General features: G+C 62.0%; 16 protein-coding genes and 2 tRNA genes. 5 read left to right on the forward strand and 13 right to left on the reverse strand.

Features of this window, described 5'->3' with window-relative positions; translation table 11 throughout:
- Window positions 1–104: 104 nt before the first annotated feature.
- Window positions 105–1,691, forward strand: coding sequence for a ribonuclease J (locus ABD654_RS00740; RefSeq protein ID WP_344701407.1), 1,587 nt, complete (start codon window positions 105–107; stop codon window positions 1,689–1,691).
- A 3-nt stretch (window positions 1,692–1,694) separates the two neighbouring features.
- Here ABD654_RS00740 and moaE read toward each other — a convergent pair whose 3' ends face one another.
- The 10 genes from moaE to ABD654_RS00790 form a co-directional block, all read right to left on the reverse strand.
- Window positions 1,695–2,171: a molybdopterin synthase catalytic subunit MoaE gene (gene moaE, locus ABD654_RS00745; protein ID WP_344701293.1), complete on the reverse strand. Its 477-nt coding sequence runs from the start codon at window positions 2,169–2,171 to the stop codon at window positions 1,695–1,697.
- A 2-nt stretch (window positions 2,172–2,173) separates the two neighbouring features.
- On the reverse strand, window positions 2,174–2,977 hold the full coding sequence (moaC, locus tag ABD654_RS00750) for a cyclic pyranopterin monophosphate synthase MoaC (protein WP_344701295.1): 804 nt from the start codon (window positions 2,975–2,977) through the stop codon (window positions 2,174–2,176).
- Entirely contained in the window at window positions 2,968–3,576 is a 609-nt protein-coding gene (gene mobB, locus ABD654_RS00755) for a molybdopterin-guanine dinucleotide biosynthesis protein B (RefSeq protein WP_344701297.1), read from the reverse strand. Before mobB ends, moaC begins: the two co-directional genes overlap by 10 nt.
- A 25-nt stretch (window positions 3,577–3,601) precedes the next feature.
- Window positions 3,602–4,831 carry a uracil-xanthine permease family protein gene (locus ABD654_RS00760; protein ID WP_344701299.1) on the reverse strand — a complete coding sequence of 410 codons (1,230 nt, stop codon included), beginning with the start codon at window positions 4,829–4,831 and terminating at the stop codon, window positions 3,602–3,604.
- 101 nt (window positions 4,832–4,932) lie between these two features.
- Window positions 4,933–5,562 carry a uracil phosphoribosyltransferase gene (gene upp, locus ABD654_RS00765; RefSeq protein WP_344701301.1) on the reverse strand — a complete coding sequence of 210 codons (630 nt, stop codon included), beginning with the start codon at window positions 5,560–5,562 and terminating at the stop codon, window positions 4,933–4,935.
- A gap of 166 nt (window positions 5,563–5,728) precedes the next feature.
- Complete coding sequence (ung, locus tag ABD654_RS00770) at window positions 5,729–6,412, reverse strand: uracil-DNA glycosylase (RefSeq protein ID WP_344701303.1); 684 nt, start codon at window positions 6,410–6,412, stop codon at window positions 5,729–5,731.
- Between the two features lie 42 nt (window positions 6,413–6,454).
- On the reverse strand, window positions 6,455–6,934 hold the full coding sequence (gpt, locus tag ABD654_RS00775) for a xanthine phosphoribosyltransferase (protein WP_344701306.1): 480 nt from the start codon (window positions 6,932–6,934) through the stop codon (window positions 6,455–6,457).
- Between the two features lie 6 nt (window positions 6,935–6,940).
- On the reverse strand, window positions 6,941–7,486 hold the full coding sequence (locus tag ABD654_RS00780; RefSeq protein ID WP_344701308.1) for an adenine phosphoribosyltransferase: 546 nt from the start codon (window positions 7,484–7,486) through the stop codon (window positions 6,941–6,943).
- An 86-nt stretch (window positions 7,487–7,572) separates the two neighbouring features.
- On the reverse strand, window positions 7,573–8,868 hold the full coding sequence (locus ABD654_RS00785; RefSeq protein WP_344701310.1) for an NCS2 family permease: 1,296 nt from the start codon (window positions 8,866–8,868) through the stop codon (window positions 7,573–7,575).
- Window positions 8,869–8,977: 109 nt separating this feature from the next.
- A complete protein-coding gene (locus ABD654_RS00790) occupies window positions 8,978–9,610 on the reverse strand; it encodes a riboflavin synthase subunit alpha (protein WP_344701312.1) in 633 nt (210 codons plus the stop codon).
- 558 nt (window positions 9,611–10,168) lie between these two features.
- Here ABD654_RS00790 and ABD654_RS00795 point away from each other — a divergent pair.
- The 4 genes from ABD654_RS00795 (at window position 10,169) to ABD654_RS00810 (ending at window position 13,371) form a co-directional block, all read left to right on the forward strand.
- On the forward strand, window positions 10,169–11,212 hold the full coding sequence (locus ABD654_RS00795; RefSeq protein ID WP_344701314.1) for a methionine ABC transporter ATP-binding protein: 1,044 nt from the start codon (window positions 10,169–10,171) through the stop codon (window positions 11,210–11,212).
- Complete coding sequence (locus ABD654_RS00800) at window positions 11,193–11,846, forward strand: methionine ABC transporter permease (RefSeq protein WP_344701317.1); 654 nt, start codon at window positions 11,193–11,195, stop codon at window positions 11,844–11,846. Before ABD654_RS00795 ends, ABD654_RS00800 begins: the two co-directional genes overlap by 20 nt.
- 112 nt (window positions 11,847–11,958) lie before the next feature.
- Window positions 11,959–12,744 carry a MetQ/NlpA family ABC transporter substrate-binding protein gene (locus ABD654_RS00805; protein ID WP_344701319.1) on the forward strand — a complete coding sequence of 262 codons (786 nt, stop codon included), beginning with the start codon at window positions 11,959–11,961 and terminating at the stop codon, window positions 12,742–12,744.
- A 135-nt stretch (window positions 12,745–12,879) separates the two neighbouring features.
- Entirely contained in the window at window positions 12,880–13,371 is a 492-nt protein-coding gene (locus ABD654_RS00810) for a GAF domain-containing protein (RefSeq protein WP_344701321.1), read from the forward strand.
- Window positions 13,372–13,485: 114 nt separating this feature from the next.
- Here ABD654_RS00810 and ABD654_RS00815 read toward each other — a convergent pair.
- From ABD654_RS00815 to ABD654_RS00825, 3 genes are all read right to left on the reverse strand, one after another.
- Window positions 13,486–13,562: transfer RNA gene (locus ABD654_RS00815), tRNA-Val, on the reverse strand.
- A 45-nt stretch (window positions 13,563–13,607) separates the two neighbouring features.
- Window positions 13,608–13,684: transfer RNA gene (locus tag ABD654_RS00820), tRNA-Val, on the reverse strand.
- Between the two features lie 90 nt (window positions 13,685–13,774).
- The gene (locus ABD654_RS00825) at window positions 13,775–15,166 is read right to left on the reverse strand and encodes a class II fumarate hydratase (protein WP_344701323.1); all 1,392 of its coding nucleotides are present in this window, start codon (window positions 15,164–15,166) and stop codon (window positions 13,775–13,777) included.
- Window positions 15,167–15,173 lie beyond the last annotated feature (7 nt).

The raw sequence follows: 15,173 nt of genomic DNA on the forward strand, positions 1-15,173 counted from the left end.
TTCAAGGCATTTTATACCTGATGGATCCCATACGCGTTACCGTTCGTCCTCGATATCGCTCTCCCGTGCGCCTGCTGCCGCTTGGCGGCTGCGGCGAGATCGGTATGAACCTGACGCTATACGGCTACGCCGATGAATGGATCGCCGTAGATTGCGGCATGATGATTCGTCAGGACCTGCCGGGCACGCCGCTTCAGGTACCCAACCTGGAAACGCCCAAAGCCCTTGGCATCATCCCGCGGGCGCTGCTGATCACCCACGGGCACGAAGACCACATCGGCGCGGCGGCCTGGCTGTGGCCGCACTGGCAGTGTCCGATTTACGCCACGCCTCTGGCCGCCGGCCTTTTACGCTTGAAATTCGCCGAACACGGTCTGAGCACCGAGGTCATTCAGATAGTAGAGCCCGGAGAAGCCCTACAAACCGGGCCCTTTTCTCTGCGCTACTTGGCCTTGCCGCATTCTATTCCCGAAAGCTGCGCGCTGCTCATCACCGCCGGGCGCTATCGTCTGTTGCACACCGGTGACTGGAAGCTGGACCCGGAGCCGCTGGTGGGCCCCGCGCTTGATCCCGAACGCTTCCGCGCGCTGGCGCCGATAGATCTTCTCGTCGGCGACTCCACCAACGCCCCCGTCCCCGGGCATTCGGCAAGCGAAGGCGATGTGGCCCGCGCGCTTGCCACAACGCTTGCTGAGTGCCCCGGCCGAGTGGTCGTGTCATGTTTTGCCAGCAACGTCGCGCGCATCGTGGCCGTTGCCCGGGCGGCACGCCAAACCGGCCGGCGCATCAGCCTGATGGGCCGGTCCATGGAGCGCATGGTCGGCGTAGCCCGAGGGCTTGGCTATCTGGAAGAGCTGCCGCCGCTGGTGCCTATTCACGATCTGGGCTATCTGCCCCCGGAAGAAGTCGTGGTCATCGCCACCGGTAGCCAGGGCGAGCCACGCGCGGCGCTGACGCGGCTGGCCCAGGGGCGCCACCCCCACATGGAGCTTGCCGAGGGCGACAGCGTCATTTTTTCAGCCAAGGCCATTCCCGGCAACGAGCGGCCAATCAAGCGGCTGAAGACGCGGCTGCGCCAGCTTGGCGTTGCGCTGTACGACGAATTCAACCGGCCGTCGCTGCACGCCACCGGCCACCCTGCTCAAGAAGAGCTGGCAACGCTTTATCGCTGGCTCAAGCCGCGTCATCTGCTGCCCGTTCACGGCGAAACGCTGCACCAGCAGGCGCACCGCGAGCTTGCCGAAGCGCTGGACATCCGCGCGCCGCTGGCGCCGCTTAACGGTGATATGCTGCGCTTTGATGCCCGGGGGCTAACGCGCGAGGCGCGCCACCCGCAGCCGCCCTGCATCGTCAGCCAGAACGCCGTAGTCGCCCACCCCGGGCTGGATGACGCCGCCGACCCGCGCGCTCGTCGGGGCCGTCTTTACCTGGCGCTGCCGGTTACCGCCACCGACACCGGCTGGACGCGCATCGGCCGGCTGATGCTGGAAAACACCGGCGCCAGCGCGCTGGACGAGGACAGCTTCAGCGACTGGCTGGACGAAACGCTTGATACCATTGCCGCCGACACCCTGGCTGAGCTGCGCCAGCGGCTCAAACCTCGCCTGCTGGCCTGGCTGGGTGAACGCCTGCAGCACCTGCCCGAGGTACACCTGCAGATCATGGCAGCCGAGATGCCGACGTATGGCTGAACGCTAGCGGTCGCGGCCCCAGCGGTCGGCATCGGCATAGTCGGAGTCCCGCTCACGCACCCAGTAATCCCCGCTGCGGGCGTGCTCTTTTTTCCAAAACGGCGCCTGCGTCTTGAGAAAATCCATGATGAAATCGCAGGCCTCAAAGGCATCCCGACGGTGGGCACTGGCCACGCTGACTCGCACAATGCCGTCGCCCGGGGCCATATAGCCGACTCGGTGGACGATGCGTATCGCCTGCAGCGACCAGCGCTCCCAGGCCTGCCGGCCAATATCTTCCAGGGTGCGCTCGGTCATGCCCGGATAGTGCTCAAGGGTCAGGCCGGTCACATCCGGCGACTCGTTGAAATCCCGCACCAGGCCGGTAAAGCTCACCACCGCGCCGATATCCTTGCGCCCCCGGCAGATTTCGCGGCTGTCGTCTGTCATGCCAAAAGGCTCGCGCTGAACGCGCACGCGAATGTTTTCACCAACGCCCATGCCTAGCCTCCGGTGACCGGCGGAAAAAACGCCACTTCGTCTTCGTCGGTGATGCGCGCGCTGTCGTTGGCCATGACCTGATTGATAGCGCACAGCACCCGACGCTCGGCCAGCGCCTTGAACGCCGGATCCCGGTCGGCAAGCGCGGCCTTGAGGCCGGCCACGTCGCAGTTTTCCAGCTGTTCCAGCTCGACCAGGGCTTCGCTTTCGCCCACGCGCTCGCGCAGCTCGGCGAGAAACTTGACCCGCACGCTCTGAGCGCTGCTACGCGCGCCCAGCGATATTTCGCGAGCCGCGCTGTCGCCGGTGACGATGGGCGTTTCCATGTCGCTGCCCGGACGCTGGTAGTCGCCGCTGTCTCCGCCGCTTTTCTGCTCCAGCTGCACCGCCTCGATACGCATGTCTTTATCCACGGCCTTGCACATGTCGTAAAGCGTCAGGCAGGCCACCGATACCGCCGTCAAAGCCTCCATTTCCACGCCGGTGCGGCCGGTCAGCCGGCAGCGCGCCTCCACGTTGACGCAGCTCAAGGCGGTATCCAGCTCAAACGATAGCTCCACCTTGGTCAGCGCCAGGGCATGGCACAGCGGGATCAGCTCGTGGGTACGCTTGGCCGCCTGAATGCCGGCAATGCGCGCCGTGGCAATCACATCTCCCTTGGGCAGCGCGCCGTCGGCGAGCAGCGCCAGGGTTTCAGGCGCCATCACGATCCGCCCGGAGGCAATGGCCTGCCGGCGGCTTTCCTCCTTGTTGCCCACGTCTACCATGCTGGCTTCGCCGCGGGCGTTAAGATGCGTCAACTGCATGTTCTGTCACCTTCACTGTTGCTGTGCTCCACTGTCGGCTCGACGGCCGGCTGCTCGGCCACCCACTGTGCTATCCAGCGGGCCACTGCGGCCACGTCGTCCAAATCCAGCCGGGTCGCGCTGCGTTTCGGGCTGTGCCGCTCAAGGGCGTCGCGCTCGTCGCGTTTGCAGGCCACGGCGCATACCCAGGCGTCCTGAAAAATGGCCGGATCGCCCACGCCGTCGCGATACAGCACCAGCTTGGGCAGCGGCCAGGCCTTGAACCCTTCAGCAATCACCAGATCCGGCCTGTGGGGCACCATCAGTTCAACCAGCCGCTCAAGGTCCGGCTCTTGCTGGCCGGGGGTGTCCTGCATCAGTGCAAAGCGCTCTCGCGATGCCACCAGCATGGGGGCGGCACCGGCGCTGCGCAGCCGATAGCTGTCCTTGCCCGGCTTATCCACGTCAAAAGCGTGGTGGGCGTGCTTGATGACCCCCACATTCAAGCCGTAGCCACGCAGCATCGGCAATAGCTGCTCGAGCAGCGTGGTTTTACCCGTGCCGCTCCATGCGGCCACGGCAAGCACCGGAAACGGCGCCTCAAGGTTGGATGCCGACATGCTGTCTCCTGATCAAAACCTGCGGCTATTCATCATCATCGGCGCGGGGAAGCACCCAGTTAAGCACAATCCCCACCACGGCGGCCAGGCTCACCCCCTGCAAGGTAAACTGGCCGTTGCCGAATTGCATACCGCCGATGCCAAATACCAGTATCAGCGACGCTACCACCAGGTTGCGCGGTGCGGTAAGCGCCTGGCCGGCGCGCACCAGCGTGTTCATGCCCACCACCGCGATGGAGCCAAACAAAAGCGTCATGATCCCGCCCATGACCGGGCCGGGAATGGTTTGCAAAAACGCTCCGAGCTTGGCGACAAAGGCCAGAACAATAGCGGTCACGGCCGCTACGAGCATGTATTTGGGATTGAACGCCCGGGTCAGCGTCACCGCGCCGGTAACCTCGGAATAGGTGGTGTTGGGCGGGCCGCCAAACAGTGCTGCAGCCATGGTCGCCAGGCCGTCACCCAGCAAAGTGCGATGCAGACCGGGCTTTTCCAGGTAGTTTTGTCGCGTCACCGAGCCGATGGCTACCATGTCACCAATGTGCTCCACCGCCGGGGCTATGGCAACCGGCACCATAAACAGCATCGCCGCCCAATGAAAGGTCGGCAGGGTGAAATCCGGCACGGCAATCCAGGCGCTTTCGCGCATGGGCGCAAAATCCACCGCGCCCATCGCCAGCGCCAGCGCATAGCCGGTGGCAATGCCGCCCATGATCGGTACCAGGCGCAAAAGCCCCCGGCCGAACACCGCCAGCACCAGGGTGACCGTCAGGCTTGCCATGGACAGCGTAATCGCCCGGCCGTAGCCGATGTGGTCACTGGTTTCGCCGGTGGCCATGTCCACCGCCACCGGCGCCAGCGCCAGGCCGATCACCATGATAATGGGCCCCACCACAATCGGCGGCAGCAGCCGGTGCAGCCAGGCGGTGCCCTTGATGCGCACGGCCTGGGACACGGCCACGTAGGCCAGCCCCGCCGCCATCAGCCCGCCGAGGGTAGCGGGCACGCCGAAACTGGCCACCGAGCCTTGAATGGGCGCGATAAAGGCAAACGACGAGGCGAGAAAAACCGGCACGCTTGAACGCGTCACCGCATGAAATATCAGCGTGCCTGCGCCGGCTGTAAACAGTGCCACGCTGGGCGACAGGCCGGTTAAAAGCGGCACCAGCACCAGCGAGCCGAAAGCAACGAACAGCATCTGCACGCCGGTAAGCAACAGCCGGAGCCAGGACTCGGCCGGGGCGGGGGAACTCACTGCAGGGCACTCCTTGGATAATCGGCACGGGTCAGTGCCGTGCAAGTGACGAAAAAATGCCCCGGGCCGATGCGCAAGGGGCAGAGCGCGGCAGATACGGCCTAGCGCGTTCCGAAAATCTTGTCGCCGGCGTCGCCCAGACCGGGCACGATATAGCCGTTCTCGTCGAGCCGCTCATCCACAGAGGCGGTGTAGATCTCCACGTCGGGATGCGCTTTTTCCACCCGGGCAATGCCTTCCGGCGCTGCGACCAGCACGATCACCTTCATGCGCCGGCAGCCACGCTCACGCAGCATGTCAAGCGTGGCGATCATGGAGCCGCCGGTGGCAAGCATCGGGTCGATGACAATCGCCAGGCGCTCTTGAATGTCGTTGGCGAACTTGTCGAAATACGGCACCGGCTCAAGGGTTTCTTCGTTGCGATAAAGCCCCACCACGCTGATGCGCGCGCTGGGCAACAGATCGGTCACCCCTTCCAGCATGCCAAGCCCGGCGCGCAGGATCGGCACCACGGTGACCTTTTTGCCCTTGAGCCGCCGGGTGGCGATGGGCTCGCCGTTCCAGCCGCGAATCTCGTGATCCTCAAGCATCAGCCCCTGGGTGGCTTCGTAGGTTAAAAGCTTGGCCACTTCGCCGGCCAGTTCGCGAAAACTTTTGGTACTCAGGTGGGCATCGCGCAACAGTCCGAGCTTGTGCTGCACCAGCGGGTGGTTAATGGCGTGAACGCTCATGGGGGTTCCTCGTTCAGGGGACGGCGTCGACCTGCACCGCCCGGTTCCGACACTATGTTCGCCGGCGCCCGGCCCCGGGCCATATGTGCCGGGGTCCAGACGCTTTGAGCATAGATACGGGCGATCGCAAAATTGCGGCGCATTTTACGCTTGTTTTCCCTGCAGGTTAAACCCTTTCCGGCAGCTGCCAGTCAACGGGGGTGCGCCCCTGCTCGACAAGAAAGGCGTTGGCCCGGGAAAAATGCCGGGTGCCGAAAAACCCGCGGTGTGCGGAAAGCGGCGACGGGTGCGGCGCCTCAAGCACTAGATGGCGCGCACGATCAATCAATGCCTTTTTCTGCCGGGCATGGCTGCCCCACAGCAGAAACACGCAGGGCGGCGCGTGCTTGCTAACGGTTTCGATGGCGCGATCGGTAAACGTTTCCCAGCCCTTGCCGCGGTGTGCGGCCGCCCGGCCCTGCTCTACCGTGAGTGCTGTATTAAGCAAAAGCACGCCCTGGCGCGCCCAGGGCTCCAGAAAACCGTGCTGAACCGGAGTCGTCCCTACATCGCTTTCCAGCTCTTTGTAGACGTTGGCAAGCGACGGCGGCACTTTCACGCCCGGCTGCACCGAAAAACACAGCCCGTGGGCCTGGCCGGGGCCGTGGTAGGGGTCCTGGCCGAGAATCACCACCTTGACCTCAGACAGCGGCGTGAGCTCAAAGGCGCGAAACCACTGGCTGGAATGCGGATAAATGACCTTTTTCGCCGCTTTTTCCGCGGCGAGAAAGCGCTTCAGCGCCTGCATGTAGTCGGCTTGGAACTCATCTCCCAGCCAGCGATGCCATTGTTCGGGTAGCGGGTTTGCCATGCTCACTCCGAAACGTCTTGATAGGTGGCTTTTGCGCGGCGCTTATTTCTTGATCTGGTCGGCCAGCGGTTCAACGTACGCAACGCCCATGTCCCAGGGAAACTGAATCCAGCAGTTCTGGCCCACTTCGGTGAGATATTGATCCACCAGCGGGCGGCCTTCGGGCTTGGCATACACCGTGACAAAATGCGCCCTGGGCAGCATATCGCGCACCGCGCGGGCCGTTTTTCCGGTATCCACCAGATCATCCACCAAAAGCCAGCCGGCACCGTTGTGATCGACGCCCTTGAGCACTTCCAGGCCGCCCTGCTCTTGGTGGTCGTAGCTTTTGACACACACGGTATCAATCAGGCGCACGTTCAGCTCCCGGGCAATCAGCGCTGCCGGTATCAGCCCGCCCCGAGTGATGGCAATGATGCCCTGGAAATCCCGCTCGACCAGCTCACGGCTGAGCTGGCGTACGTCGCGGTGCAGCTGATCCCAGGATACGGTGAAGTGCTGATGGTAGCGTTCGCTGCTCATGGGGCGTTACTCGTCTTCGGTGAAGGAACAAACCGCGAATACGCTGTAGCCGGCATCGCGAATTTTCTGTGACCCGCCAAGCTCGGGCAGATCAATAATGGTGGACGTATCCACCACGTGCCCGCCGCAGCGCTGGATCAGATTGGCCGCGGCCAGCATGGTGCCGCCGGTAGCGATCAGATCATCAACCAGCAGGATGCGATCGCCTTGCTGAAAGGCATCGGCGTGCAGCTCGACTTCGGAATGGCCGTATTCCAGCTTGTAGGTTTCACTGACGGTCTTGAACGGCAGCTTGCCTTTCTTTCGCACCGGCACAAAGCTGGCACCGAGCTCATAGGCCAGCGGTGCGCCGATAATGAAGCCGCGCGCATCAATGGAGGCAATGGCATCCAGCTCCATTTCGCGGTAGCGGTGGACAAAACTTTCGATCAGTTTGCGAAACGCCGTGCTGTTTTGCAAAAGCGGTGTGATATCGCGGAAGTTGACGCCCGGCTCTGGCCAGCCCGGCACTGTGCGAATCACCGACTTGATATAGTCGCCGTAGATACTCATCGCGTCTCTCATGAACGGTTGAATGAAGGGTTAATGAACCCCGCACCGCAGCGATGCTGATCGGCGGTGCGAAGAGAGGATATGGCTTACAAAAAGACCAGCTTGCCGATAAACAAAAGCGCCAGCAGCACCACGGCAACGTTGAGCTCGCGAAAACGCCCGGACAGCAGTTTAATCGCCACGTAGCTGATAAAACCCAGGGCAATCCCTTCCGCTACGGAATAGGTAAGCGGCATGCCGACGGCGGCCAGCAGCACCGGCGCCGCCTCGGTGGGGTCATCCCAATCGGCGTAGGACAGGCTGCCCGCCATCAGTACCGCGACATACAGCAGTGCGCCCGCCGTTGCATATACCGGAATGGAGCCCGCCAGCGGGGCAAAAAACAGGCTGATCAGGAACATGATGGCGACCACTACGGCCGTCAGGCCGGTACGCCCGCCCGAGGCAATGCCTGCGGTCGACTCGATATAGCTGGTCGTGGTGGAGGTACCCAGCATGGCCCCCGCCATGGTCGCCGTACTGTCCGATACCATGGCGCGGCCCAGCCGCGGCAGGTTGCCGTGCTCGTCCAGCAGATTACCTCGCTGGGCGACCCCCACCAGCGTGCCCGAGGTGTCAAACAGATCCACGAACAGAAAGGAAAAAATGACGCTTAGCATGGCCACGTCAAACGCACCGACAAGATCCATCTTCATCAAAGTAGGCGCCACCGAAGGCGGCATGGATACCAGCCCGCCATACGTATTGTGGCCCAAAAGCGTCGCCACCAGCGTCACGCCCAGAATGCCGATCAGCACCGCCCCGGTCACGCGCCGATAGGCAAGCGCTGTAATCACGAAAAAGCCGATGAGCGTATAAAGCGCAGAGGGCTGGCCAAGATCCCCCAGCGCGATAAAGGTGGCCGAGTCGGCGACCACAATGCCGGCATTTTGCAGCGCAATCATCGCCAGAAACAGGCCGATGCCGGCGGCAATGCCCAGGCGCAATGCGATGGGAATGGCGTTGATAATCCCTTCCCGCACGCGCAAAACGCCGAGAACGAAAAAGCACACCCCTGAGAAAAACACCGCGCCCAGCGCAGATTCCCAGGAATAGCCCATGCCCAGCACGACCGTGTAGGTAAAAAAAGCGTTGAGCCCCATGCCCGGCGCCTGGGCGATGGGATAGTTGGCCCAGATCCCCATGATCAGACAGCCAACGGCGGCGGCCAGGCAGGTGGCGACAAACACCGCCCCGGCATCCATCCCCGCCTGTGCCAGAATGCTCGGGTTGACAAAGATGATGTAGGCCATGGTGAGGAAGGTCGTAATCCCCGCGATAACCTCGGTTTTGATATTGGTGCCGTGCTCGGTAAGCTTGAAGTGGCTATCGAGAAATTTCATGAGCCTTGTCTCATCCTTTTGCCAGCGCATTCGCGATAGCGGGGCAGGAAAAGCCGCTTATATTACCCAAAGGTGTGCCGCGATGCGAGCGTTGCGCCCTGATGTGGCGTTACCCGCCCGCTCTTTGGCTTTGTAGAAAACGCTCGGCAGTTTCCACAATCGCCTGCGTCTGCGGGTCAATTTCGATATTGACCACATCGCCCGGCACGCGCGCCCCAAGCGTGGTACGCGCCAGGGTTTCCGGAATCAGGTTCACACAAAACAACGCCGGCGCCTTGTCCCGGTGGCGCACCTCGCCAACGGTCAAGCTGATGCCGTCAATGCCTACGTATCCCTTGTCGAAAACAAAGCGGGCGCAGTCATCGGGCAGCGAAAACCACAGCCGGCGATTGTTCGGTGCCTCCTCAATGGACACCACCTCGACTGCGTTCATCACATGACCGGACATAGCGTGCCCGCCAATCTCGTCACCAAAACGCGCGGCCCGTTCGATGTTGACGCGATCCCCCACGGCAATCTGCCCCAGATTGGTCACTCGCAGCGTTTCACGCATCAGGTCAAAATGCACGTTATCACCGTCCACCGCGGTCACCGTCAGGCATACGCCGTTGTGCGCTACCGAAGCGCCGATTTCAAGCCCTTTTCGCATCCCCTCAGGCATCGCCACTATGTGCGTTCGAAACGCCTCGCGTTCGCGCACTTCCACCACTTTTGCCGTGCCCTGAACAATACCGGTAAACATGCGCTATCTCCTTTTGTACCTGGTCAACTTTTGTACCTGATCAACGTTTGTGTCCGATCAGCTTTTGTACCTGCCAAAACCGGCTCAACAGCCGGGCAAGGCACTGCGCCACTGCCAAATACCAGTGCCACTGCCGAATACTTACTGCCGAATACTTATGCCACTGCCGGATGACGGTGCTACCGCCGCATCATTGTGCCACTGCTCACAACATGCGGGTAGCGCATGCGTGACGGCCCGCCCGGGCTTTCGCACCGACGCTTGATGTTCATCACCTGCGTATGTTTGACATTGCCTTGGCGCACTCCTTATGATGAATGCTTGTTATACAGCCATGATATTCAGACGCCGATTTGTTCCCGGATTGCGGGCGTCCACCGGTTTTTTCCGGTGAAGTGCAGCTAAAAGGGTGTGTCCAGCGTTGATGGCCACCCTTCGGGGTGGCCTTTTTTCGTTTCCCGCCCTACGCTTGCGTCCGCGCCGTCCGTCCTCTTTTCGGCTTTATACGACTTTACCGGTGCCTGCTATAAAAGCATCGGTCCAGACCAAGCAGACGTCATGATAGAACTTGAAAACGTCAGTAAAATCTACGGCAGCGGTGACGCCGCCGTACATGCCCTGAGCGGTGTTGATTTGCACATCCCGCAGGGCCGCATTCACGGCGTCATCGGCCTTTCCGGGGCGGGAAAATCCACGCTCATTCGCTGCGTCAATCTTCTTGAGCGCCCCTCATCCGGCCGCGTTACGGTCAACGGACAGGAAATGACCCGTCTTTCCGGGCCTGCCCTCAATCGCGCGCGCCACCGCATCGGTATGATTTTTCAGCACTTCAACCTGCTGACCACGCGCACAGTGTTTGCCAACGTTGCCCTGCCGCTGGAGCTGATGGGGTACAAGCGCGGTGTCATCAAAGAGCGAGTCGCACCGCTATTAAAGCTGGTGGGTTTGGACGACAAGGCCGGGCAGTTTCCCGCCCAGCTTTCCGGCGGGCAGAAACAGCGCGTCGCCATTGCCCGAGCGCTGGCAAGCGAGCCTGCCGTGCTGCTGTGCGACGAGGCCACCTCGGCGCTGGATCCGCAAACCACCGGGTCGATTCTCGAACTCCTGCGCAAGATCAACCGCGATCTGGGCATCACCATCCTGCTGATTACCCACGAAATGGAGGTCGTCAAGTCCATCTGCCATCGCGTCAGCCTGATTTCCGACGGGCAGCTGGTAGAAGACGCCGAAGTCGGGGATTTCTTCACCTCACCCAACACCCGGCTGGGCCGTGACTTTCTCAACGACTTTCTCCAGCTGGAACCGCCTCGGGAACTGGTGACCCGGCTGGAAGAAGCCCCCGGCGAGCAGCGCCATCCCGTGGTGCGGCTGACGTTTTCCGGCGACGCTGTGTCCACACCGCTGATTTCACGGCTGGCCCGGGAGTGCGGTGTCGACGTCAGCATCCTGCAGGCCAAGGTGGAATCCATCCAGCAGCGCACGCTGGGGCTGATGATCGCCGAGCTGATGGGCACACCGGCGCAAACCGAACAGGCCATGCGCTATCTGGAATCTCACGAACTGAAAGTGGAGGTGCTCGGGCATGTCCGGCGCGATGATTAATCTGATTTGGCAGGCGACCCTGGATACCCTCTACATGGTGGGCATCTCCGGCGTTATTGCCACGCTGCTTGGCGTACCGCTGGGCGTTTTGCTTTACGTGACCCGGCCGCGGCAGATTCTCGCCATGCCGGTGGCGCACCAGGCGCTGAGCATGGTGACCAACATCGGGCGTTCCATCCCGTTTATTATCCTGATGGTTGCCATTATTCCGTTCACCCGGATGCTGGTCGGCACGTCCATCGGCATCAACGCCGCTTCGGTACCGCTAACAATCGCCGCTGTACCGTTTGTTGCCCGGCTGGTGGAAGGCTCGCTAAACGAGCTTTCTCCGGGGCTGATCGAGTCGGCCCAGGCCATGGGCGCCACCCCCTGGCAGATTATCTGCAAAGTGCTGATTCCCGAGGCCCGAGGCGGCATCATCACCGCGCTTACCGTAACGGTGGTTACGCTGGTCAGCTATTCGGCCATGGCCGGCGCGGTGGGCGGCGGCGGCCTGGGAGATCTGGGCATCCGCTACGGCTACAACCGCTTTAACCCCACCATCATGCTGATCACCGTGGTGATACTGGTGATCATGGTGCAGGGCTTTCAAAGTCTTGGCGACTACCTGGTACGCAAAAGCGACCGCAAGTAGCTTCATATATAACGTTAACGCATTAGACATTTTATTTTTATCGCTGCACTATCGAATACCCGCTTGATCCCCGTGTCCGCTGGACGCCTTCTTTATTGACCGGAGCCTGAACATGCAAAAACTCGTGATTGGCAGCCTTACCGCACTGGCATTTGGCATCAACGTTGCCAGCGCCGACGCCCTGAAAGTCGGCACCGTGGCCGGCCCGGAAACCGACATCATGCAGGTCGCGGTGGAAATCGCCGAAGAAAAGCACGGCCTTGACGTCGAGATTATCGAGTTTACCGACTACGTAACCCCCAACGCCGCGCTCGCCGACGGCAGCCTGGACGCCAACGCCTTCCAGCACGAGCCCTACATGCAGGCTATGGTGAACGACCGCGGCTACGACTTCGCCGTGGCCGGCTACACCTTCGTGTACCCCATCGGCGCGTACTCGGAAAAGTATGACAGCATCGAAGCGCTGCCCGACGGCGCCCGGATCGCGCTCCCCAACGACCCGTCCAACGAAGGCCGGTCGCTGATTTTAATGCACAACAAAGGGCTGATTGAGCTCAACGACCCGACCCATCTGGAAGCCACGCCGATCGATATTGCCAAAAATCCGCACGATTTCGACTTCCTTGAAATTGAAGCGGCCCAGCTGCCCCGGGTGCTGCGCGACGTCGACATGGCCTTCATCAACAACACCTTTGCCCAGCCTGCCGGCCTTAGCCTGGACGACGCGCTGATCAAGGAAGGCCCGGAGTCGCCCTACGTCAACCTGATTGTGGTGCGTGACGGCGACGAAGACCGCGAGGCGATCCGCCACCTTGTCGATGCCTACCACAGCGAGGCCGTCATGGAAAAAGCCGACAAACTGTTTGACGGCGCCGCCGTTCCCGGCTGGATCAAATAAGCCTCGGGCGGCACGGGTACGCCCGCGCTTTCTCAGTACCCGCCGCTTTACTGCCGCTGACCCCGCCTATTCCTACTGTCACTACGCAACAAAGGCCGGCCTGATGCCGGCCTGCAGCATGCTAAAAGGCTGACCATGACCGCACTTTCCGAAACGCCCGCCCCGAACTATGCCCTGCTCAACCGCCAGCTTGAAGCGCTGCTGGATACCCGCGACTGGCTGACCAACGGCGCCCAGCTGTGTGCGTTTATCTTTCAGCAGGTGCCAAAGCTGAACTGGGCCGGGCTTTATCTGCAGCGCGAGCCTGCCGTGCTCGGCCTTGGGCCGTTTCAGGGCAAACCCGCCTGCCATCCCATCCCGTTCGGCAAAGGCGTATGCGGCGCAGCGGCTACGACTCGCAAGACCCAGCGGGTAGACGACGTCAACGCCCTTGCCAGCCATATTGCCTGCGACGCCGACTCGCACTCGGAGCTGGTGGTACCTATCGTGGTGCGCGACACGCTCTGGGGCGTGCTGGATTTGGACAGCCCCGCACAGGGACGCTTTGACGCCGAGGATCAGGCGGGCATTGAAGCGCTGGTGGCCACGTTTATCGCCGCCACCGACCTGCCGGACTTTACGGGCTAAACCTTCCCCGATTCGGGCCGGGCGTGCCTGCTGCCCGGCCCGCTTTCCTGAACGCCACGCACACAAAAACGCCCCGTCAGCCTGTGAGCTGACGGGGCGTTTTCTGTACGAATCTGGTAGGACCAGGCGGATTTGAACCGCCGACCTCCACGATGTCAACGTGGCGCTCTAACCAACTGAGCTATGGTCCTGTAAATCGTGGCTTTTTTTGAAAGGCTTGCCGTGCCTGAAGCGCTTGGTAGGACCAGGCGGATTTGAACCGCCGACCTCCACGATGTCAACGTGGCGCTCTAACCAACTGAGCTATGGTCCTTCCATGCATCCGCTGTCAGACGCAGTGTTCGGCAACGGATGCGTATACTACCGACTCAGCGCTGAAATGCAAGCGTTTTACGCCGCAGCGCTACTTCGGAATGCCGCCTTCGGTGAGTTTTTTCGGATCAAGCAGCCGCGCAAGCGTTTCGCGATCCATATCGGTCTCTTCTTCCGCCACGTCAATAATCGGCCGCCCGGCCTGGTAGGCCTGTTTGGCAATCTGCGCGGCGGCGTTGTAGCCGATCACGCTGTTGAGGGCGGTGACCAGAATCGGGTTGCGCTCAAGCGGCGCTTTCAGGTTCTCTTCGCGCACCTTGAACGCAGGGATGACCTTTTCGCCCAAAAGGCTGGCCGTGTTGGCCATCAGCGTAATCGAGGCCAGCAGATTGGTGGCCACCAGCGGCAGCATCACGTTGAGCTGGAAGTTGCCGCTCTGGCCGGCCACGGTAATCGCGGTATCCAGCCCGATGACCTGAGCGGCGGCCTGCACGGCGGATTCCGGCAGCACCGGGTTGACCTTGCCCGGCATGATGGAGCTGCCCGGCTGCAGCGCCTCAAGCTCGATTTCGCCAAGGCCGGCCAGCGGCCCGGAGTTCATCCAGCGCAGGTCGTTGCCGATTTTCATGATCACGCAGGCAAGCCCCTTGAGCTGGCCGGACAGCTCTACCGCTGCGTCCTGAGAGGCTATGCTGGCAAAAAGGCTGTCGTTGGGCCGAAACGAAAGCCCCGTCTGCTCACTTAAGTGAATCGCTACGCGCTCGGCAAAGCCTTCCGGCGCGTTGATGCCGGTGCCGATGGCAGTGCCGCCCTGGGCCAGGCGCTGCACGCGATTCATGGCGCTGTCGATGCGCTCGATGGCCTGATCCAGCTGGTTGACCCAGCCGCCCAGCTCCTGGCCCATGGTCAGCGGCATGGCATCCATCAGGTGGGTGCGCCCGGTCTTGACCACGTGCTCAAGCTCCTCGGCGCGCCGGGCTACGCTCTGGCGCAGGGCAATCAGCGCCGGGCGCAGCGAGCGCTCCACGGCAATCGCCGCGGAGACGTGAATCGCCGTGGGCACCACGTCGTTGCTCGACTGGCCCATGTTGACGTGGTCGTTGGGCCTCACCTCGACGCCCTCGCGGCTGGCCAAGTGCGCAATCACCTCGTTGACGTTCATGTTGCTTGATGTGCCGGAGCCTGTCTGAAACACATCGATGGGAAACTGGTCGTCGTAGCGGCCTTCGATTACCGCTTCGGCCGCTTGCTGAATGGCCCGTGCGCGGTCGCCGTCCAGCAGGCCCAGCGCCTGATTGGCATGCGCAGCGGCAAGTTTGATGCGTGCAACGGCGTGGATGAACGCCGCCGGCATGGCCTGCCCGGAAACGGGAAAATTGTTGACCGCACGCTGGGTCTGGGCGCCGTACAGCGCCGTTTCCGGCACTTCAAGCTCGCCCATGCTGTCGCGCTCGGTACGGGTCGATACAGAATCAAAAGACATACGGCTC

The sequence above is a fragment of the Halomonas cibimaris genome, assembly GCF_039537045.1.
GTDB classification, from domain to species: Bacteria; Pseudomonadota; Gammaproteobacteria; order Pseudomonadales; family Halomonadaceae; genus Vreelandella; species Vreelandella cibimaris.